Here is a 20896-nt window from a genome sequence, read left to right as displayed (position 1 = left end):
TAGTAGAGGGATTCCCCTGTGTCGGCCGTTCTCTCACTGTTACAAAGCCGTTTGCTGCGGCCTGTTTTCGTTACGCTCGGTATCGCCCTTTTGGTGCAGGTACTGGTCGCCGTTGCGCTGACCCGAAGCACGGTCACTGCGCTGGAGGCCGACCTGAACGCGCGCCTTGGGGCTGACAGCCAGAAACTCTCCGGTGAGCTGGAGCAGGCCGGGCGTGAAGTCACCTCCAGCCTCGATAGCCTTTCCGCCAGCACCCGCCAACGGTTGAACGCCGGTTTGTCCTCGCGGCTGAAGGAGGAACAGGCCCATCTGCGTGCGACTCTGGAAAAAGACCTGAGGGATTCCGCCAATGATATGGCGCAGCTTTTGGCCTCGGTCGCGCCTCGCGCCATGTGGGACAGCGACGTGCCGACCCTTTCCGAATTCGCCCGCCGCGCCCAGCGCAATCCCAACGTGTTGTTCGTCATCTATGACGACGCTGCCGGCGAGCACCTGACTCGTTATCTGAACCGGGAAAACCCGATCAACAAGGCCCTGCTGGAAAAAGGCAAGGGCGAGCGAGCACTGGACAAGGTGCTGGACGCGGCGAAGAACGACCCGTCGGTCTATTACCTCGAAGCGTCGATCAACCCCAACGGTGTGGAAATTGGCAAAGTGCTGATGGGCGTTTCTACCGCCTCGGTGGAAACCGATCTGAAAGCGCTGGACCAGCGTTTCTCGGCCCTGATCGCCAGCAGCGACCAATTGGTCGGTGACAGCCTCAAGGGCGCAGCCGCCGACAGCGCCACCGCCATGCGTGGCCGCCTGGGCTCGGCGCAGGCAACCGCCACGCAAATGCAGACCAATACCGCCGCCACCGTGCAGGAGGCTGCGGGAACGTTGCGCTGGCGCATCGGCCTGGGCCTGGCGCTGGTCGGGTTCGGCGTGCTGGCATTGCTGGCCGTGGTGCTGGGGCGGCGAGTGGTCAATCGCTTGAAGCTGTTGATTGCAGCGATGAACGACCTGGCGGCGGGCGAGGGCGATCTGACCAAGCGTGTACAGATCAGCAGCAAGGATGAAATTGGCGACATGGCTTCGGCGGTCAATCGTTTTGTCGACAAATTGCAACCTATCGTGCGTGAAGCGGGTGACGTGGCCCAGCGCACCGGCCAGGAAATCGGTGCGATGACCCTGCGCAACTCCGGCGCCGACGCGGCGGCCGGCATGCAGCGCGACGAAGTGGCCGAGAGCCTGCGGGCGTTGTCGCAGATGGCTGATGAGGCGCAATCGGAAAGCCAGGCGATGCAGGCGGCCTTGCAGCAGGTAGTGGAGATCCGCCAGGCCACCGATGAAACGACCCGCACCGCGGCCAAGGTAGGCGGCTTGATCGAAGCGCTGGCCGGACAGGTCGACACCGGGGCGAAGGTCATCGAGCGGCTGGCGCAGCAGAGCGAGCAGATCGAAGTGGTCCTGACGGTTATCCATGGCATCGCCGAGCAAACCAACCTGCTGGCGTTGAACGCGGCCATCGAAGCGGCGCGGGCAGGCGAAACCGGGCGCGGATTTGCGGTGGTGGCGGATGAGGTGCGGGCACTGGCGAGCAAGACCCAGAGTTCGACCGGCGACATCCAGGCGCATATCGTCGCCTTGCAACAAGGTGCGCGCGAAGCGGTGGCTGCGATTGGCCAGGCTGGACGACAAGCGAACGAGGGGCTGGCGGTGCTGCGAGACAGCGCGCGCCTGCAGCAATCAGTGCAGGCTTCGGTCGAGCAGGTCCACGCGGCCATCGGCCTGGCGACCCAGGCAGCGGCGCATCAGGCCCAGGGCGCCCAAGCGGTGCGCGGACGGGTGGAAACCATCCACGCCCAGGCCGAAAAAGCCGCCCAGGCGGTGGTCGAGACCACTGCCAGCGGCAAGGTGTTGGACAGTCTGGCGGCGCAGTTGAAGGCGAGCCTGGGGCAGTTCAGGGCCTGATCAGGTGGAGGCGATGACGGGCTGACAGTTTGACCGGGTACATATCCGTTGCTGTAGTAACGGCTGCTTAGGGTTCCGCCCTGACGGCGGCTCACTTTTATGAAGCGCAAAAGTAAGCAAAACGCTTTTGCCCCACCACTCGGTGCCTCGCTTGGGCTCGGCATGCCCTCACTCCGGCATTGCTCCGTGGGCCCGCCGCGAAGGGCCGTCCCTGGCCCAGCGCGGCTATCCCCGCATCCATGCCGGGATGCCCACTGCGCAATACCTGCGTTCGGCCAGCGTGGTTAACGGGGCGCCGAGATCAACATCCACGGCGAGGCGGCCTTACAGCCGACCTGGCTCTTCGGTTGTATTCCAATCCCATTGTGGGAGCGAGCCTGCTCGCGAAGGCGGCACATTCAACGCTGATGCAAGCTGACCCACCGCTTTCGCGAGCAGGCTCGCTCCCACGCTGATCTCCAGTGTTCATTGCATCCACATGCGCAACAAGCCCCTGTAGGAGCGAGCCTGCTCGCGAAAGCGATTTCAGCGGCTCAGATACATCCGCGTCGTCAGCAAATAGACCGGCAACCCCGACACCAGGATAAGCAGCGCCGCGTAAGGCGCCGCTGCCGCAAACTCGACGTTCGAGGTATGTGCCCAGACCGCTGTCGCCAGGGTGTTGAGCCCGGTCGGGCTGAGCAGCAAAGTAGCAGTCAGTTCTTTCATCGCGTCCAGGAACACCAGCGCAAATGCCGCCCCCAGCGCCGGGAAGATAATCGGCAAGGTCACCCGGCAAAACGCACTGAAAGAAGAAGCCCCCAGCGTGCGAGCCGCCTCTTCCAGCTGCGGCGCGGCCTTGTTCAGCGCCGTGCGCACCGGCGCCTGGGCCAGCGGCAGGAACAGCAGCGCGTAGGCAATCAGCAGCAAACCCGAGGTCTGATAAAGCGCCGGCACATAGTGCAGCGCGAAATACACCAGGCTCAGGGCAATCACCAGGCCTGGCAGTGCATGCAGCAAATACGGCAGGCGTTCTGCCCATAGCGCCAGGCGCCCCTTGTGACGCACCACCAGCAGGCCGACCGGCACCGCGAGTACAAGGCACAGCGCGGCGCCGCCCAGTGACAGCGCCAGGGATGACAGCAGGGCTTCGCCGATCTCGCCCACCGGGAAGGCGGCGGAAGTGCCCACCGCCAGCCAATACACCAGCATCCCCAGCGGAATACCGCTGCCAATGACCGTCAATGCCGCGCAATACAGCTGGCCGAGGAACGCCCAGGGGCCGAGCCGTACCTGTTCCGCGCGGCGTGCCGCGCCTTGTCCGGTGCGTACGTGGCGGCCCTTGCCGCGCACGCGCAATTCCAGCCACAACAGTGCCAGGCAAAGCACCAACAGCACCGCTGACAGCATGGCGGCATTGGCGTTGCTGAACTCCAGCTCGAATTGTTGATAGATCGCGGTGGTAAACGTTTGCAGTCCGATGATCGACAGCGCGCCGAACTCCACCAGCATGTGCAAGGCAATCAACAGTGAGCCGGCCAGCAGCGAGGGCCAGAGCAATGGCAGGGTGACGCGAAAAAACACGCCCCAGCGATTTTGCCCCAGGGTTCGTGCGGATTCCTCGAGAGAGGGATCGAGATTGCGTAGCGTTGCCGCCACCGGCAGGAAAATCAGCGGATATTTGGACAGCGTCATGACCAGGATGGCCCCGCCCAGTCCTTCGAATTGCGCGCTGAGCGATACCCAGGTGAAGCTGCTGACAAACGCCGGCACTGCGAATGGCAGGCAGAGGATCACGCCCCAGACCCTGCGTCCCGGCAGATCGCTGCGCTCCAAAAGCCAGGCCAGCGACAGGCCGATCACGCCACAGGCCAGCGTGACACCGATCATCAGCGCCAAGGTGTTGCGCAGCAGGCCGAATACATAAGGCCGCCAGAGCAAGTGCAATGCTTCTGTCCAACCGGCCTGCCAGGCCTTCGCGATGACATACAGGAGCGGCAACGCGCTCAGCAGCACCAGCAGCAGAACCGGGAGCAGCAGACCGATCGACGGGCGCTTGCGCCGGGGAATATAGCTCCTCGCGGCAGAGGGAGCGTTCAGCGACGGTGTCATCAGTTCAGGCCGACTTCACGTTCCAGCTCCAGGGCTTCTTCAGCATTGCCGAGGTCGGCCGGAGTGACTTTTGGCGGTTCAAGTTCAGTGAACGGCTTGAGGCCACGGTCCGACACCATGCCTTTGTGGAGGGGGTACTCGGCGGACGTCTGGGTAATCACGCGCTGGCCTTCTTCACTGGCCATGTAGGCGAGCAGTTGTTGGGCTTCCTTGGGGTGCTTGCTGGATTTCAGCGCAGCGGCGCTGGACACGGTCACCAGGCCGCCGGCATCACCTCCGGTGAAATAGTGCAGCCTGGAGTCGAGCTGGCCCATCTCTCGCTGCAGCGCGAACCAGTAGTAATTGTTCACCAGGACCGTCGCCACTTCGCCGTTTTCCACGGCCTTGAGGGCAACCATATTGTTGCTGTAGACCTTGCCGAACGCGCGCAGCCCGGTGAGCCATTCCTCGGCGGCGTCCATCCCGTGCAACTTGATGATGGCGACGGCTTGCTCCTGGAACGCGCCGCTGGTTGGTACAAAGCCGACCTTGCCCTGCCATTGCGGCTGGGCGAAATCGAGGACGGTTTTCGGCAGATCTTTCTCGTCGATCAGTTTGGGGTTGTAGGCAACCACACGCACGCGGGCGGTCACGCCCATCCAGGTGCCATTGCTCGCAACATAATCCTTGGGTAGTACGTTGAGCGTGGCGTCGTCGATCTTCGCCAGCAGCCCTTGCTCGCCGAGCTTGTTCAAGGGCGGCGACTCTTCGGTGTAGATCACGTCGGCAGGGGAGCGCTCGCCTTCTTCGACAACCTGGCTGGCAAGCTGGTTGCTGCTGCCCTTGCGCACGTTGACGTGGATGCCGGTCTTGGCCTCGAAGGCCTTGGCCAGTTCATCGCCAACTTCTTTGTGCTGGCCGTTGTAGAGAGTCAGTTCCACCTTGTCGGCGGCTTGGGTGAGGGGCGTTGCGAGGGTCAGGCCGAGCAGGGTGCAGGTCAGGGCGCGGCGCAGGGTGGTTCGAAACATCATTCGCGGGGGTTCCTCACTGTCGTGTAGCAAAAACTTGTAACAATGATAAACGATATTGTTTCTCATGTGCGTTGTGGCGAGGGGATTTATCCCCGTTGGGCTGCGCAGCGGCCCCCGGCCAGACAACTCGGTGCCAGTAAGATTGAGATCGTTGCTTTTGGGGCTGCTACGCAGCCCAGCGGGGATAAATCCCCTCGCCACAGAGGGAATTTCCGGATCCCGAAAACGCAAAAACCCGCTTTCGCGGGTTTCTGTGAGGTTCAAGGCATCTGACCTTGAAGCTTGAATTGGTGCCCAGAAGAAGACTCGAACTTCCACGACCTTGCGGTCACCAGCACCTGAAGCTGGCGTGTCTACCAATTTCACCATCTGGGCAGTATCTTCAGCGTTGCCGCTGTTGATGTCGCGCACTATACGGAGCGCGTTTTGATCTGTAAACCCCTGTTTTTGTTTTGGTAATTGCCAAAACGAAACGGCGGGGGCAAAAATGCAAAAACCCGCTTTCGCGGGTTTCTGTGAAAGCTCGCAGACATTATCTGCTGCTTGAAATTGGTGCCCAGAAGAAGACTCGAACTTCCACGACCTTGCGGTCACCAGCACCTGAAGCTGGCGTGTCTACCAATTTCACCATCTGGGCAATATCGACAACGTGTGTGCGTCGTCGATGGCGCGCACTATACGGAGCGTGTTTTTAACTGTAAACCCCTCGGTGCAAAAAAAAAGCTAAATTTCACGAGCGGTGCAATCACAGGCTTTAAAGGCGTGTCAAAAGGCTTTAGAAAAGGCATCTGACGCTTGAAATTTCCCGTTTCATTACGCCTATGCCAAACTAACCCGCATATAGACAAGGTGAAAACTCTCTAATGGCCGATTGGCAGTCCCTCGATCCCGAGGCCGCTCGTGAAGCGGAAAAATATGAAAACCCTATTCCTAGCCGCGAACTGATCCTGGCGCATCTCGCCGATCGGGGTTCGCCTGCTAGCCGTGAGCAGTTGGTCGAAGAATTCGGTCTGACCACCGAGGACCAGCTCGAGGCCCTGCGCCGCCGTCTGCGCGCCATGGAGCGCGACGCTCAACTGATCTATACCCGCCGTGGCACTTATGCGCCGGTCGACAAGCTCGATCTGATCCTGGGTCGTATTGCCGGGCACCGCGACGGCTTCGGCTTCCTGATTCCGGATGACGGCAGTGACGACCTGTTCATGAGCCCGGCGCAGATGCGCCTGGTGTTCGACGGCGACCGCGCCCTGGCCCGTGTCTCCGGCCTGGATCGCCGTGGGCGTCGTGAGGGTGTGATCGTCGAAGTGGTGTCCCGTGCCCACGAGACCATTGTTGGTCGTTATTTCGAAGAGGGCGGCATCGGTTTTGTCGTCGCCGACAACCCGAAGATCCAGCAGGAAGTGCTGGTGACGCCGGGCCGCAACGCCAACGCCCAGGTCGGTCAGTTCGTCGAGGTGAAAATCACCCACTGGCCAACCCCGCGCTTCCAGCCGCAAGGCGACGTGGTGGAAGTGGTCGGCAACTACATGGCTCCGGGCATGGAAATCGACGTTGCCCTGCGCACTTATGACATCCCCCACGTCTGGCCTGAGGCGGTGCTCAAGGAAGCTGCCAAGCTCAAGCCGGAAGTCGAAGAGAAGGACAAAGAGAAGCGCATCGACCTGCGTCATCTGCCGTTCGTCACCATTGACGGCGAAGACGCCCGGGACTTCGACGACGCGGTCTACTGCGAAGCCAAGCCAGGCAAGTTGCGCTTGTTCTCCGGCGGCTGGAAGTTGTACGTGGCGATTGCCGACGTCTCCAGCTACGTGAAGCTCGGCTCGGCACTGGATGCCGAGGCCCAGGTGCGCGGCAACTCGGTGTATTTCCCCGAGCGCGTCGTGCCGATGCTGCCCGAGCAGTTGTCCAACGGCCTGTGTTCGCTCAATCCCCAGGTCGATCGCCTGGCCATGGTTTGCGAGATGGATATCTCCAAATCCGGCGAGATGACCAACTACTGCTTCTATGAAGCGGTGATCCATTCCCATGCCCGCCTGACCTACAACAAGGTCAGTGCGATGCTGGAAACGCCGAAACTCGCCGAATCGCGCAAGCTGCGCGGCGAGTACACCGACGTGGTGCCGCACCTCAAGCAGCTCTACGCGCTGTACAAGGTATTGCTGGCGGCGCGTCACGTGCGGGGCGCGATCGATTTCGAAACCCAGGAAACCCGGATCATCTTCGGTACCGAGCGCAAGATCGCCGAGATCCGTCCGACGATTCGCAACGACGCCCACAAGCTGATCGAGGAATGCATGCTGGCGGCCAACGTGGCCACGGCCGAGTTCCTGAAGAAGCATGAAATTCCTGCGCTGTACCGCGTCCACGACGGTCCTCCGCCAGAGCGTCTGGAAAAATTGCGGGCATTCCTGGGCGAGCTTGGCCTGTCGTTGCACAAGGGCAAGGAAGGTCCGTCGCCGAAGGATTACCAGGCCTTGCTGGCGAGCATCAAGGATCGTCCGGATTTCCACCTGATCCAGACCGTGATGCTGCGTTCGCTGAGCCAGGCGGTGTACAGCGCCGACAACCAGGGCCACTTCGGCCTGAATTACGAAGCCTACACCCACTTCACTTCGCCGATCCGTCGCTACCCCGACCTGCTCACGCACCGGGCGATTCGCAGCGTGATCCACTCGAAGATGGACACCCCGCACGTCAAGCGTGCCGGCGCGATGACCATCCCCAAGGCGCGTATCTACCCGTACGACGAGGCGGCCCTGGAGCAGCTCGGCGAGCAATGCTCGATGAGCGAGCGACGTGCCGACGAAGCGACCCGCGACGTGGTGAACTGGCTCAAGTGCGAGTACATGAAGGATCGCGTGGGTGAGTCTTTCCCGGGCGTGATCACCGCAGTGACCGGTTTCGGCCTGTTCGTCGAGCTGACCGATATCTACGTCGAAGGCCTGGTGCATGTCACCGCGCTGCCGGGCGACTACTACCACTTCGATCCTGTGCATCACCGCCTGGCGGGCGAGCGCACCGGTCGCAGCTTCCGTCTTGGCGATACCGTTGAAGTGCGGGTGATGCGCGTCGATCTGGACGAGCGCAAGATCGACTTCGAGATGGCCGAAAAAACCATCAGCGCGCCGATCGGTCGCAAGAAGCGCGGCACCGAAACGGCTGCGCCAGCAACCAAGACCACCGCCGAGCCTGCCCCGGCCAAGTCGGGGCGCCGCGGTTCGGCCAAGGAGAAGGCTGTCGAGGCCTATCGCCCGAGCGATGCGGCGGCGAAAAATGCCGAGTTGCGCAAAAGCCGTGAAATGAAACAGGCGTTGCTGGCCGAAGCCAAGAACGGTGGTAAAGCGGCGTCTGGGGGAAAGACCGGAAGGTCGACCCCGGACAAGGCGACCAGCAAGCCGAGCAAGCACCGTAAAGGTCCGCCGAAAGCGGGCTCGGCCCCGGCCAAGAGCGGCGGGGCGCGTAAACCCAAGGGCAAGTCATGAGTCAGCTGGAAAAAATCTACGGCGTGCATGCCGTAGAGGCGCTGTTGCGTCACCACCCCAAGCGGGTCAAGCAGATCTGGTTGGCGGAAGGGCGCAGCGATCCGCGTGTCCAGACGTTGATCGAGCTGGCGGGCGAAAATCGCGTGGCGGTCGGCCAGGCCGAGCGGCGTGAGATGGACGCCTGGGTTGAAGGCGTGCACCAGGGCGTCGTGGCCGAAGTCAGCCCGAGTCAAGTCTGGGGCGAGGCGATGCTCGACGAGTTGCTCGATCGCACCGAGGGCGCGCCGTTGCTGCTGGTGCTGGACGGCGTGACCGACCCGCACAACCTCGGCGCCTGCCTGCGTTCGGCGGATGCCGCCGGGGCGTTGGCGGTGATCGTGCCAAAAGACAAGTCGGCCACCCTGACCCCGGTCGTGCGTAAAGTCGCCTGCGGCGCGGCGGAAGTGATCCCACTGGTGGCCGTGACCAACCTGGCGCGCACCCTGGAAAAACTCCAGCAGCGCGGCTTGTGGGTCGTCGGCACGGCGGGCGAGGCCGAGGTCAGCATCTATGACCAGGACCTGACCGGCCCGACCATCCTGATCATGGGCGCCGAAGGCAAGGGCATGCGCCGCCTGACCCGCGAGCATTGCGATTACCTGGTCAAGCTGCCGATGGCCGGCAGTGTCAGCAGTCTCAACGTCTCGGTTGCCACCGGCGTGTGCCTGTTCGAAGCCCAGCGCCAGCGTGGGGCCAAGGCTGCCGCCAAAAAGCCCTGATCGCCGTACACCTTGTGGGAGCGAGCCTGCTCGCTCCCACATTGGTCTGTGTGTAATTGAAAGTGGTGGTTGTTCAAATAATCGCCAATTGCCTTGCGCCGCCCTCGACCCTTCTCTACAATTGCGCCCCTTGCTGTGATGGCAGGCACTTATGTGTCTAGCGTCCTCAAGTCCATAAGTGTCATTCACTCCTTGTCTGACCGTTTTTGAGCGGCAGGCTACAACCCGTAAGGAGCATTCATGCGTCATTACGAAATCATCTTTTTGGTCCACCCGGATCAAAGCGAGCAAGTCGGCGGCATGGTTGAGCGTTACACCAAGCTGATCGAAGAAGACGGCGGCAAAATCCACCGTCTGGAAGATTGGGGCCGTCGTCAACTGGCCTACGCAATCAACAATGTTCACAAGGCTCACTACGTGATGCTGAACGTTGAGTGCACCGGCAAGGCCCTGGCCGAGCTGGAAGACAACTTCCGCTACAACGATGCAGTGATCCGTAACCTGGTCATCCGTCGCGAAGAAGCCGTCACCGGCCAATCCGAGATGCTCAAGGCTGAAGAAAACCGCAGTGAGCGCCGTGAGCGTCGCGACCGTCCTGAGCACTCTGACAGCGCCGATGGCGATGACAGCGATAGCGACAGCGACAACAGCGATAACGCTGACGAGTAATCCACGGACCTTTTAAGGAGCCAATCACATGGCACGTTTCTTCCGTCGTCGTAAATTCTGCCGCTTCACCGCTGAAGACGTGAAAGAGATCGATTACAAAGATCTCAACACTCTGAAAGCCTACGTATCCGAGACCGGCAAAATCGTTCCAAGCCGTATCACCGGTACCAAAGCACGTTATCAGCGTCAGCTGGCCACCGCTATCAAGCGCGCCCGCTTCCTGGCCCTGCTGGCCTACACCGACAGCCACGGCCGCTGAGACCGGGCAGTCGATACGTAGCAAAGGATTGAATGCATGCGCGCCTTAGCTGAGTTCATCATGCGCGGTCGTATGCAGGCCACTCTCGTAGTGGCTGGATGCGCGGCATTGCCGTTGTTGTATTGGTTGGGTGCTGCCGCGGTGAGTCTCGTACTCCTGCGGCGCGGATTGAGGGACGCCCTTGGCGTTCTTGCTCTGGGACTGCTGCCGGCCTTGCTCTGGTGGTTGTATTCCGCTGACCCGCGGGCACTGATGGTGCTGCTGGGGTCTTCGGCGCTGGCGTTGGTGTTGCGCGCCAGCGAATCCTGGAACCGCGTGCTGCTGGTCAGCATAGCGATGGGAGTGGTGTTTTCAGTGGTGCTCGGGGTGGCTTTCGCACCCCAGATCGAGATGCTCTCGCAGGCTTTGATAAAAATCCTGCCCGAGGCCCTCGGTGATCTCTACCAACAGATGTCGGCAGAGGAGCAGGCGCGTTTCGCGTCCCTGATCGCACCGGTCCTGACCGGCCTGATTGCGGCCTTGTTGCAAATCGTCAGTGTGCTGAGCCTGATTATCGGGCGCTACTGGCAAGCGTTGTTGTACAACCCGGGTGGTTTTGGTCGCGAATTTCGCGCCATTCGTTTCCCGCTCGGGCTGGCGATGTTACTGCTGGCGGGCATGCTCCTGGGGCCGAATTTCGGTCCGCAGATGGCCATGCTCACGCCGTTGTGCAGTGTACCGCTGGTGTTTGCCGCCCTGGCCCTGATTCACGGGCTTGTGGCGCAAAAGCGACTGGCCAGGTTCTGGCTGGTCGGGTTGTACGTCACGTTGTTGCTGTTCATGCAGCTGATCTATCCGTTGCTGGTGGTCCTGGCCATCGTCGACAGCCTGATTGATTTTCGCGGTCGTATGGCGCCGAAAGACGCCGACAACGCGAACGGTGAAGGTTAAAAGTTAGAGGATTTTCACATGCAACTGATCCTTCTGGAAAAAATCGCCAACCTGGGCAACCTGGGCGACAAAGTAAACGTTAAGGCCGGTTACGGCCGTAACTACCTGCTGCCTTTCGGCAAAGCCACCGCTGCGACCGCTGCCAACCTGGCTGCGTTCGAAGAGCGTCGCGCTGAGCTGGAAAAAGCCGCCGCAGACCGTAAGGCATCGGCTGAAAGCCGTGCTGCCCAACTGGCCGAGCTGGAAGTGACCATCACTGCCACCGCGGGCGACGAAGGCAAGCTGTTCGGTTCGATCGGTACTCACGACATTGCTGACGCACTGACCGCCTCCGGCGTTGAAGTTGCGAAAAGCGAAGTTCGTCTGCCGAACGGCACCATCCGCAACGTAGGTGAATTCGACGTAGCCGTGCACCTGCACGCCGAAGTTGAAGCCACCGTACGCGTTGTCGTGGTAGCAGCCTAAGCAACACCTGTCGGTTGGCACCCTCGGGCGCCAACCGGTAACATCGGGCACGATCCTGTCTACAGGTCGTGCCCTTTGTCTTTCTGCAATTCCCGATTTTCATAACCTGACGTGGCCATGAACGAAATCACCGCCCCCGAGCAATACGATCTGCAAACCGCTGCCTTGAAGGTGCCTCCGCATTCCATCGAGGCCGAACAGGCCGTGCTCGGTGGTCTGATGCTGGACAACAACGCCTGGGAACGCGTGCTTGATCAAGTCTCCGACGGCGATTTCTATCGGCATGACCACCGGCTGATTTTCCGCGCGATCGCCAAGTTGGCCGATCAGAACATGCCGATCGACGTCGTGACCCTGGCCGAGCAATTGGACAAGGAAGGTCAGACATCCCAGGTCGGCGGCCTCGGTTACCTCGGCGAACTGGCGAAAAACACGCCGTCGGTCGCCAACATCAAGGCTTACGCCCAGATCGTGCGCGAGCGGGCGACCTTGCGCCAGTTGATCGGCATCAGCACTGAGATTGCCGACAGTGCGTTCAACCCGGAAGGTCGCACCGCCGCTGAGATTCTCGACGAAGCCGAGCGGCAGATCTTCCAGATCGCCGAGGCGCGGCCGAAAACCGGCGGCCCGGTAAGCGTCAACGACCTGCTGACCAAGGCCATCGACCGCATCGACACCTTGTTCAACACCGACAACGCCATTACCGGCCTGTCCACCGGCTACACCGACCTCGACGAGAAGACCAGCGGCCTGCAGCCGTCCGACTTGATCATCGTCGCCGGCCGTCCGTCCATGGGTAAGACCACCTTTGCGATGAACCTGGTGGAAAACGCCGTGCTACGCAGTGAAAAGGCTGTGTTGGTGTACTCCCTCGAGATGCCAGGCGAATCGCTGATCATGCGTATGCTTTCGTCCCTCGGGCGTATCGACCAGACCAAGGTCCGTTCCGGCCAGCTGGAAGACGACGATTGGCCGCGCCTCACCTCGGCGGTGAACCTGCTCAACGACCGCAAGCTGTTCATCGACGATACCGCAGGTATCAGCCCGTCGGAGATGCGCGCCCGAACCCGCCGCCTGGTGCGTGAGCACGGCGAGGTCGGGCTGATCATGATCGACTACCTGCAGTTGATGCAGATCCCCGGCTCTAGCGGCGACAACCGGACCAACGAGATTTCCGAGATCTCCCGTTCCCTCAAGGCCCTGGCCAAGGAATTCAACTGCCCAGTCGTTGCCCTTTCGCAGTTGAACCGTTCCCTGGAACAGCGCCCCAACAAGCGTCCGGTGAACTCGGACTTGCGGGAATCCGGAGCGATCGAGCAGGACGCCGACGTCATCATGTTCGTTTACCGTGACGAGGTGTATCACCCCGAGACGGAACACAAGGGCATCGCCGAAATCATCATCGGCAAGCAGCGTAACGGCCCGATCGGCTTCATCCGCCTGGCATTTATCGGCAAATACACGCGCTTCGAAAACCTGGCGCCGGGTAGCTACAATTTTGATGATGACGAGTAAATCTGTTCGCTTGACCCGCCTTTGTGGCGAGGGAGCTTGCTCCCGCTGGGCTGCGTAGCAGCCCCCAGTTTGCACATGTAATCCAGGTGTGCGGGGGATCCGGCTGCTGTGCAGCCGGGCGGGAGCAAGCTCCCTCGCCACAATTGGTTATTTTTTGTGCTATATTCCGCGCCCGCGATTTTTCATCTTCTATACCGGTCATCGACATGCAAGCAGCCAAGCCATTATTCGATTATCCCAAGTACTGGGCCGAATGTTTCGGACCGGCGCCGTTCCTGCCGATGAGCAGGGAGGAGATGGATCAGCTCGGCTGGGATTCGTGCGACATCATCATCGTGACCGGTGATGCCTACGTCGATCATCCGTCGTTCGGCATGGCGATCATTGGCCGCCTGCTGGAAGCCCAAGGCTTTCGCGTTGGCATCATTGCCCAGCCGAACTGGCAGTCCAAAGACGACTTCATGAAGCTCGGCGAGCCCAACCTGTTCTTCGGTGTCGCGGCCGGCAACATGGACTCGATGATCAACCGCTACACCGCCGACAAGAAAATCCGTTCCGATGACGCCTACACGCCGGGCGGTTTGGCGGGCAAGCGGCCGGACCGTGCGAGCCTGGTCTATAGCCAGCGTTGCAAGGAAGCCTACAAGCACGTGCCGATCGTCCTGGGCGGTATCGAAGCGTCCCTGCGCCGCATCGCCCACTACGATTACTGGCAGGACCGGGTGCGCAACTCGATCCTGATCGACGCCTGCGCCGACATCCTGCTCTACGGCAACGCCGAGCGCGCGATTGTCGAAGTGGCCCAGCGCCTGTCCTACGGCCACAAAGTCGAAGACATCACCGACGTGCGCGGCACCGCATTCATTCGCCGCGACACGCCGCAAGGCTGGTACGAAGTCGATTCCACGCGCATCGACCGTCCGGGCAAGGTCGACAAGATCATCAACCCGTACGTGAATACCCAGGACACCGCTGCCTGCGCCATCGAGCAGGAAAAGGGGCCGGTCGAGGACCCGAGCGAAGCCAAGGTCGTGCAGATCCTGGCGAGCCCGAGGATGACCCGCGACAAGACCGTGATTCGCCTGCCATCGGTAGAGAAGGTGCGCAACGACGCGGTGCTGTATGCCCACGCCAACCGCGTGTTGCATTTGGAAACCAACCCGGGCAACGCACGTGCGCTGGTGCAGAAGCACGGCGAAGTCGATGTCTGGTTCAACCCGCCGCCCATTCCGATGACTACTGAGGAAATGGACTACGTGTTTGGCATGCCTTACGCGCGTGTCCCGCATCCGGCGTATGGCAAGGAAAAAATCCCCGCTTACGAGATGATCCGCTTCTCGGTAAACATCATGCGTGGCTGCTTTGGTGGCTGCACCTTCTGCTCGATCACCGAGCACGAAGGCCGGATCATCCAGAACCGCTCGGAAGAGTCGATCATTCGCGAGATCGAAGAGATCCGCGACAAGGTGCCTGGTTTCACCGGGGTCATTTCCGACCTCGGCGGCCCGACCGCGAACATGTACCGCATCGCCTGCAAGAGCCCGGAAATCGAATCCGCGTGCCGCAAGCCGTCCTGCGTGTTCCCCGGCATCTGCCCGAACCTCAATACCGACCACTCGTCGCTGATCCAGCTGTACCGCAGCGCCCGTGCGTTGCCTGGGGTGAAGAAGATCCTCATTGCCTCCGGCCTGCGTTACGACCTGGCGGTCGAGTCGCCGGAGTACGTCAAGGAGCTGGTGACCCACCACGTCGGCGGTTACCTGAAGATCGCCCCGGAGCACACCGAGGAAGGTCCGCTCAACCAGATGATGAAGCCGGGCATCGGCAGCTATGACAAATTCAAGCGGATGTTCGAGAAGTACACCAAGGAAGCCGGGAAAGAGCAGTACCTGATTCCGTACTTCATCGCGGCTCACCCGGGCACTACCGACGAAGACATGATGAACCTGGCGCTGTGGCTCAAGGGCAACGGCTTCCGGGCCGACCAGGTGCAGGCGTTCTATCCGTCGCCGATGGCTACGGCCACCGCGATGTACCACTCGGGCAAGAACCCGCTGCGCAAGGTCACCTACAAGAGCGACGCGGTGACCATCGTCAAGAGCGAAGAGCAGCGTCGCCTGCACAAGGCGTTCTTGCGTTATCACGACCCGAAAGGCTGGCCGATGCTGCGCGAAGCGCTGACCCGCATGGGCCGCGCCGACCTGATCGGGCCGGGCAAGCATCAGCTGATTCCGCTGCACCAGCCTGCCACCGACAGCTACCAGAGCGCCCGTCGCAAGAACTCGACGCCGGCTGGCAGCCACAAGGTGGGCAAGGAAACCACCAAGATCCTGACCCAGCACACCGGCCTGCCGCCGCGGGCCAGTGACGGCGGCAATGCCTGGGATAAACGCGAGCAAGCCAAGGCCGCTGCGTTCGCCCGTAATCAGCAGGCTGCCAAGGAGCGCAAGGATGCGGCCAAGGGCAAGGGACCGAAGCCTGCGCGCAAGCCGGTTGTGCCGCGCTGATCGCCCCGCCCAATCGCAAGACGCCAGCCTGAGTGCTGGCGTTTTGCTTTCTAGCGGCAGTGCTGGCCGTTTGTTATCGTGGCGCCGCGTTATGGCGCCGAGGTGAATACGAGGTCCTTGTGGCGAGGGGATTTATCCCCGTTGGGCTGCGCAGCAGTCCTAGAACCTTCCACCTCGGTGGGGCAGGTCGATTGCGTTAAGCCTTTTAGGGCTGCTCCGCAACCCAGCGGGGATAAATCCCCTCGCCACGGGGTTCCGTGTGGAAAGAAATTAAATCCATCGATTCTCAAGGACGATTCATATGAGCAGCGCTTCAACGGGCATCGGCATGGACTTGAGCTTTTCCCAGTTCATGGCCCGTCAACGCATCGAAAGCCAGATCAACCTGCCGCGCCTGTTTGCCGCGATCGACGCCGACCCCAACATCGCCGGTGCGGGGGTGGTGTATGTCGATTCCGACTACAACGTGGTGACGCTGCGCGAGTTCAAGCCGATCTGCAGCATCGCGCCCAAGCGCATCATTTTGCGCGAGGCGAAAAAGTACATTGCTCCGCAGCAATTCATAGAACAGGTGAAAAGCAGTCCACGCGAGTCGAAGCTCGGGATTGAGGCGACCAATGCCGGCTTGTCCTGTGTCGCCGCGGTGATTGGTTGGGTGGTGGTATTCAGTGGCAGCGTTGCCGTGCCCTTTACGGCTGGTGCCAGCGCTTTTGTGGTCGCCTTGGGCGCCGCTGCCGCTACGGCCAGTACCGCGCAGTGCGTCATTGGCGGGATGCGGGTGGCGAACGAGTTGAGCAACCCTACTGGCAACGATGAGATGAACGATGCTGACTGGTACAACATCGTGTCGCCGATTCTTGACGGTGTTTCCCTGGTGGGCGTCGGTGGCTCGGCGCTGACGACTGTTCGATTGCTCAAGGCCAACAAGGCGGCCGGCACCGGCAAGAGCTGGTACCAGTTGCTCAAGGGCCTGAATCGCCAAGAGCGCAGTAAGCTGACCAAGGAACTTCTGACGCTGAAGGACCCAAGCCTGACCGCTAAGTTGCTCAAGTTGCAGCAACGGGCAGGGGCTTTGCCCAAGCGTTACTCGTCCGCTGAGATCCGGCATGCGACCCTGACTCAGATCAAGGACTCGCTGGGCGGCGCCCTGGGCGTCATCGGCAGTTATACCGGTGGTGGCCATGTGAAAACCGTTGCCGTCGGCCTGTACGAAGAGTTCACGGAATGATCGGCGGCGGATCACTGAAGCCATTCCTGGCCCGCTATTTTCCGATTTTCATGGGCACCATCCTGCTCGGCTGTTTTTCCGGTTCCACGCTGCTCGTTCTGGCCGGAGCCACTTATTGGCGCGCCTTGGAGCCCTCGATCAGGACCGACTATGTCGGTTTCGGCACGTTGGCCCTGGTGATGGTTCTAGTCTTGGGCAACCTGCTGATTGCACGCGGGCGCGCTTGGGCAATCTGGGGTGTGGCGGGTTATTTCCTAGCCTGTCTGGCGGCGGCGGTGCCGACGTTTGCTTACGGGCCGCACCAGGGCGTGTACATCTTCGCTGTGCTGTTACCGCTACTGGGACTGCTCCTGATCAACAGCAAACGCCACCGGGAAATGCGCCGCAAGCTCGTCGAGATCCGCCACCAGCGCGAACGCATCATCCAATCCGCCAAGGCCTCGCGTCCGCGCCGTTGAGTCGATTCGCTACCGCCCGCGCCGCATTTATGTGCGGCCTTTGCAGATCAATACAGGCATCGCGCGGTTTTAGTGCTCTACTGCCCTGAGTAGACGTAGAAAGTGTCCGACCTGCCTGCATGGCATAAGTCTTGCGCCGCTTTCGATAACGCCCAGGCTCCGCAGGAGGCACGCCGTGTCGATCCATGTCGCTTTGCACCATGTCACACACTATCGCTACGAGCGCGCTGTCGAACTCGGTCCGCAGATCGTGCGGCTGCGCCCGGCCGCCCATAGCCGTACGCGCATTCTTTCGTATGCGCTGAAAGTCTCGCCCGATCAGCACTTCATCAATTGGCAACAAGACCCTCAGGGCAATTACCTGGCGCGGCTGGTGTTCCCGGAAAAGACCGATGAGCTGCGGGTCGAGGTCGATCTGGTCGCCGAGATGGCGGTGTTCAATCCATTCGATTTTTTCCTTGAGCCCTACGCCGAGAAGATTCCGTTTGCCTATGCAGCCGACGAAAAACACGAGCTGATGCCCTATCTGGAAAAGCTGCCGCTGACGCCGAGATTCAAGGCTTATCTGGACGGCATCGACCGCACGCCGCTGCCGGCGGTGGACTTCCTGGTGGCGTTGAACCAGCGCCTGAGCGAAGACATCAGTTACCTGATCCGCATGGAGCCCGGCGTGCAGACGCCGGAGCACACCCTGGAGCATGCGTCCGGTTCCTGCCGGGATTCGGCCTGGCTGCTGGTGCAACTGTTGCGTCATCTGGGCCTGGCGGCGCGGTTTGTCTCCGGTTACCTGATCCAGTTGACCGCCGATGTGAAAAGCCTCGACGGTCCGTCCGGTACGGAAGTGGACTTCACCGACCTGCACGCCTGGTGCGAGGTGTACCTGCCCGGCGCCGGCTGGATCGGCCTGGACGCCACGTCCGGGTTGTTCGCCGGCGAAGGGCATATCCCCTTGGCGTGTAGTCCCGATCCGTCCTCGGCAGCGCCGATCAGCGGCCTGGTGGAACCTTGCGAGTGCCAGTTCAGCCACGAAATGTCCGTCGAGCGAATCTGGGAGGCGCCACGGGTCACCAAGCCATACACCGAAGAGCAATGGCAGGCGATCCAGGCGTTGGGCCGGCAGATCGACAGCGACCTGCTGGAGGGCGACGTGCGCCTGACCATGGGCGGCGAGCCGACCTTCGTTTCCATCGACGACCCGGACGGCGCCGAGTGGAATACCGCAGCGCTCGGCCCGGACAAGCGTCGCCTCTCCGCCGAGTTGTTCCAGCGCATGCGCAAGCATTACGCGCCCGAGGGGCTGGTGCACTTCGGCCAGGGCAAGTGGTACCCCGGCGAGCAACTGCCGCGGTGGTCGCTCAACTGTTATTGGCGGCGTGACGGCGTGCCGATCTGGCGCGACAACGCGCTGATCGCCGACGAACAGCAGGACTACGGTGCCGATGGCGAACTGGCCGGGCGCTTCCTGGCGAGTGTCGCCGAACGCCTGAATATTCCCGCGCTGTTCGTCTTCGCGGCCTACGAAGATAATTTCCATTACCTCTGGCGCGAGGGTAATTTGCCTTCGAACGTGACAGCCGAGGACCCTCGGCTCGAGGATCCCCTGGAGCGGGCGCGGTTGCGCAAGGTCTTCAGCCAGGGCCTGGACAAAGTGGTCGGCCAGGTCCTGCCGCTGGCGCGCACCGCCAAGGGCGATCAATGGCAAAGCGGCCGCTGGTATTTGCGCGACAGCCATTGTCGGCTGGTGCCGGGCGATTCGCCGCTGGGCTATCGCTTGCCGCTGGCGTCGCAGCCATGGGTGACGGCAGCCGAGTATCCGTTCATCCATCCCACCGACCCGAACCAGGACTTGCCCGAGTTGCCTGGCACCGAGCAGCTCACCCATCACGGCGAGCCGGCCCTGGAACAGGAGCGCGCGCCGAAAATCGACGAATCGGCCGATTGGCTGACGCGCACTGCGTTCTGTGCCGAGGCCAGGGAAGGGCGGCTCTATCTGTTCATGCCGCCGCTGGAGCGGGTCGAGGATTACCTGGAACTGGTCAGCGCCATCGAGGCAACAGCCGAAGAACTGGGCTGCCCTGTGCTGCTGGAAGGCTACGAGCCGCCGAGCGATCCGCGCCTGAGCAATTTTCGCATAACGCCTGACCCGGGCGTCATCGAGGTCAACGTGCAACCGTCGGCGACCTGGGATGAGCTGGTCGAGCGCACCGAGTTTCTTTACGAGCAGGCGCGGCTGAACCGGCTGACCACCGAAAAATTCATGATCGACGGTCGACACACCGGCACCGGTGGCGGCAACCATTTCGTCCTGGGCGGCGCGACGCCGGCTGACTCGCCCTTCCTGCGTCGTCCCGACTTGCTGCGCAGCCTGATCAGCTACTGGCATAACCATCCGTCGTTGTCCTACCTGTTTTCCGGACTGTTCATCGGCCCGACGTCCCAGGCGCCCCGCGTGGACGAGGCGCGCAACGACGCGTTATATGAACTGGAGATCGCCTTCGCGCAAATGCCCGAGCCTGGCGAAGCGTGCCCGCCCTGGCTGGTGGACCGATTGCTGCGCAACCTGTTGATCGACGTGACCGGTAATACCCACCGCGCCGAGTTCTGCATCGACAAGCTCTATTCACCGGACGGCGCCACCGGGCGTCTCGGCTTGCTGGAGCTGCGCGCTTTCGAAATGCCGCCCCACGCCCGCATGAGCCTGGCCCAGCAGTTGCTGCTGCGGGCGCTGGTGGCGCGGTTCTGGCGTGAACCCTACGCGCCGGCGAAACTGGCGCGCTGGGGTACTGAGCTGCACGATCGCTTCTTGCTGCCGCATTTCATCGAGCAGGATTTTGCCGATGTCATCGACGATCTCAATGTCGCCGGTTATCCGCTGCGGGCCGAGTGGTTCGCCGCGCACCTGGAGTTCCGCTTTCCCAAGGTCGGCGATTACGCGGTCAATGGTATTGAGCTGCAGTTGCGTCAGGCGCTGGAACCCTGGCATGTGCTGGGAGAGGAGGGCACGGCGGGCGGCACCGTACGCTACGTGGACTCGTCCCTGGAGCGCTTGCAGGTCAAGCTCAGCGGCCTGGCGCCACAACGTTATCTGCTGACTTGCAACGGCGTACCGGTACCCTTGCAACCCACCGGTCGAGTCGGTGAGTTCGTCGCCGGGGTACGTTTCCGCGCCTGGCAACCGGCCAACTGCCTGCAACCGACCATCCCGGTCCATGCGCCGCTGGTATTCGATGTGCTCGACACCTGGATGCAACGTTCGCTGGGCGGCTGTCAGTACCACGTGGCGCATCCGGGCGGGCGCAACTATGACAGCCTGCCGGTCAACGCCAACGAAGCGGAGAGCCGGCGGATGGCGCGTTTCTTCCGGATCGGACACACGCCTGGGAAACTTCCGATACCGAACCTGGCAACGGATGACGAATTTCCCTTCACTCTCGATCTGCGACGCTTCCAAGGGGCATTGAAGCGATAGATTTACCCTGTGGCGAGGGAGCTTGCTCCCGCCGGGCTGCGCAGCGGCCCCAGGATTTTACGGTCGCTGCGCAACCGAGCGGGAGCAAGCTCCCTCGCCACG

Annotated in this window: 14 protein-coding genes and 2 tRNA genes; 12 read left to right on the top strand and 4 right to left on the bottom strand. The window is 61.7% G+C overall.

The features are described from left to right. Positions 1 to 18: 18 nt before the first annotated feature. A complete protein-coding gene (locus J3P96_RS25180) occupies positions 19 to 1953 on the top strand; it encodes a methyl-accepting chemotaxis protein (protein WP_434626372.1) in 1935 nt (644 codons plus the stop codon). Between the two features lie 525 nt (positions 1954 to 2478). On the opposite strand, the gene J3P96_RS25175 is transcribed toward J3P96_RS25180, so the two are convergent. The 4 genes from J3P96_RS25175 to J3P96_RS25160 all read right to left on the bottom strand — a co-directional run bounded on the left by J3P96_RS25175 (position 2479) and on the right by J3P96_RS25160 (position 5691). Further along, positions 2479 to 4044, bottom strand: coding sequence for an ABC transporter permease (locus tag J3P96_RS25175; RefSeq protein WP_434653818.1), 1566 nt, complete (start codon positions 4042 to 4044; stop codon positions 2479 to 2481). Next, positions 4044 to 5054 (bottom strand): extracellular solute-binding protein, encoded by a 1011-nt coding sequence (locus J3P96_RS25170; protein ID WP_434626370.1) that lies wholly within the window; start codon positions 5052 to 5054, stop codon positions 4044 to 4046. The genes J3P96_RS25175 and J3P96_RS25170 overlap by 1 nt, the downstream gene beginning before the upstream one ends. A 288-nt stretch (positions 5055 to 5342) precedes the next feature. Then, positions 5343 to 5429, bottom strand: a tRNA-Leu gene (locus J3P96_RS25165). Between the two features lie 175 nt (positions 5430 to 5604). Beyond that, a tRNA-Leu gene (locus J3P96_RS25160) sits at positions 5605 to 5691 on the bottom strand. A 226-nt stretch (positions 5692 to 5917) separates the two neighbouring features. On the opposite strand from J3P96_RS25160, the gene rnr reads away from it, so the two are divergent. The 11 genes from rnr to J3P96_RS25105 all read left to right on the top strand — a co-directional run bounded on the left by rnr (position 5918) and on the right by J3P96_RS25105 (position 20794). Further along, a complete protein-coding gene (gene rnr / locus J3P96_RS25155) occupies positions 5918 to 8536 on the top strand; it encodes a ribonuclease R (RefSeq protein WP_434653817.1) in 2619 nt (872 codons plus the stop codon). Then, positions 8533 to 9294, top strand: coding sequence for a 23S rRNA (guanosine(2251)-2'-O)-methyltransferase RlmB (rlmB, locus tag J3P96_RS25150; RefSeq protein ID WP_434569997.1), 762 nt, complete (start codon positions 8533 to 8535; stop codon positions 9292 to 9294). The genes rnr and rlmB overlap by 4 nt, the downstream gene beginning before the upstream one ends. Positions 9295 to 9534: 240 nt before the next feature. Then, a complete protein-coding gene (gene rpsF, locus J3P96_RS25145) occupies positions 9535 to 9963 on the top strand; it encodes a 30S ribosomal protein S6 (RefSeq protein ID WP_003186395.1) in 429 nt (142 codons plus the stop codon). A gap of 28 nt (positions 9964 to 9991) precedes the next feature. Next, entirely contained in the window at positions 9992 to 10222 is a 231-nt protein-coding gene (gene rpsR, locus J3P96_RS25140) for a 30S ribosomal protein S18 (RefSeq protein ID WP_002551829.1), read from the top strand. Between the two features lie 36 nt (positions 10223 to 10258). Continuing rightward, complete coding sequence (locus tag J3P96_RS25135) at positions 10259 to 11152, top strand: hypothetical protein (RefSeq protein WP_305497181.1); 894 nt, start codon at positions 10259 to 10261, stop codon at positions 11150 to 11152. 18 nt (positions 11153 to 11170) lie between these two features. Then, the gene (gene rplI / locus J3P96_RS25130; RefSeq protein WP_003186385.1) at positions 11171 to 11617 is read left to right on the top strand and encodes a 50S ribosomal protein L9; all 447 of its coding nucleotides are present in this window, start codon (positions 11171 to 11173) and stop codon (positions 11615 to 11617) included. Between the two features lie 117 nt (positions 11618 to 11734). Next, positions 11735 to 13132 carry a replicative DNA helicase gene (gene dnaB, locus J3P96_RS25125; protein WP_014336312.1) on the top strand — a complete coding sequence of 466 codons (1398 nt, stop codon included), beginning with the start codon at positions 11735 to 11737 and terminating at the stop codon, positions 13130 to 13132. Between the two features lie 206 nt (positions 13133 to 13338). Next, entirely contained in the window at positions 13339 to 15639 is a 2301-nt protein-coding gene (locus J3P96_RS25120) for a YgiQ family radical SAM protein (protein WP_434653816.1), read from the top strand. 301 nt (positions 15640 to 15940) lie between these two features. Further along, entirely contained in the window at positions 15941 to 16867 is a 927-nt protein-coding gene (locus tag J3P96_RS25115; protein ID WP_434653815.1) for an NAD synthetase, read from the top strand. Then, positions 16864 to 17325, top strand: a complete 462-nt coding sequence (locus J3P96_RS25110) for a hypothetical protein (RefSeq protein ID WP_434626365.1) — start codon at positions 16864 to 16866, stop codon at positions 17323 to 17325. Before J3P96_RS25115 ends, J3P96_RS25110 begins: the two co-directional genes overlap by 4 nt. Positions 17326 to 17500: 175 nt before the next feature. Continuing rightward, complete coding sequence (locus tag J3P96_RS25105) at positions 17501 to 20794, top strand: DUF2126 domain-containing protein (RefSeq protein ID WP_434653814.1); 3294 nt, start codon at positions 17501 to 17503, stop codon at positions 20792 to 20794. Positions 20795 to 20896 lie beyond the last annotated feature (102 nt).

The organism is Pseudomonas sp. R3-56 (genome assembly GCF_051132075.1).
Taxonomy (GTDB): Bacteria; Pseudomonadota; Gammaproteobacteria; order Pseudomonadales; family Pseudomonadaceae; genus Aquipseudomonas.
The sequence above is the reverse complement of the archived record's forward strand: the minus strand, read 5'-3'. Positions and strand labels throughout refer to the sequence as shown.

What these genes read in the sequence shown, in the direction of transcription:
- J3P96_RS25175 (WP_434653818.1), bottom strand. Translation starts at nt 4,044, where the DNA reads ATGACACCGTCGCTGAACGCTCCCTCTGCCGCGAGGAGCTATATTCCC.
- J3P96_RS25170 (WP_434626370.1), bottom strand. Translation starts at nt 5,054, where the DNA reads ATGATGTTTCGAACCACCCTGCGCCGCGCCCTGACCTGCACCCTGCTC.
- rnr (WP_434653817.1), top strand. Translation starts at nt 5,918, where the DNA reads ATGGCCGATTGGCAGTCCCTCGATCCCGAGGCCGCTCGTGAAGCGGAA.
- rlmB (WP_434569997.1), top strand. Translation starts at nt 8,533, where the DNA reads ATGAGTCAGCTGGAAAAAATCTACGGCGTGCATGCCGTAGAGGCGCTG.
- rpsF (WP_003186395.1), top strand. Translation starts at nt 9,535, where the DNA reads ATGCGTCATTACGAAATCATCTTTTTGGTCCACCCGGATCAAAGCGAG.
- rpsR (WP_002551829.1), top strand. Translation starts at nt 9,992, where the DNA reads ATGGCACGTTTCTTCCGTCGTCGTAAATTCTGCCGCTTCACCGCTGAA.
- J3P96_RS25135 (WP_305497181.1), top strand. Translation starts at nt 10,259, where the DNA reads ATGCGCGCCTTAGCTGAGTTCATCATGCGCGGTCGTATGCAGGCCACT.
- rplI (WP_003186385.1), top strand. Translation starts at nt 11,171, where the DNA reads ATGCAACTGATCCTTCTGGAAAAAATCGCCAACCTGGGCAACCTGGGC.
- dnaB (WP_014336312.1), top strand. Translation starts at nt 11,735, where the DNA reads ATGAACGAAATCACCGCCCCCGAGCAATACGATCTGCAAACCGCTGCC.
- J3P96_RS25120 (WP_434653816.1), top strand. Translation starts at nt 13,339, where the DNA reads ATGCAAGCAGCCAAGCCATTATTCGATTATCCCAAGTACTGGGCCGAA.
- J3P96_RS25115 (WP_434653815.1), top strand. Translation starts at nt 15,941, where the DNA reads ATGAGCAGCGCTTCAACGGGCATCGGCATGGACTTGAGCTTTTCCCAG.
- J3P96_RS25110 (WP_434626365.1), top strand. Translation starts at nt 16,864, where the DNA reads ATGATCGGCGGCGGATCACTGAAGCCATTCCTGGCCCGCTATTTTCCG.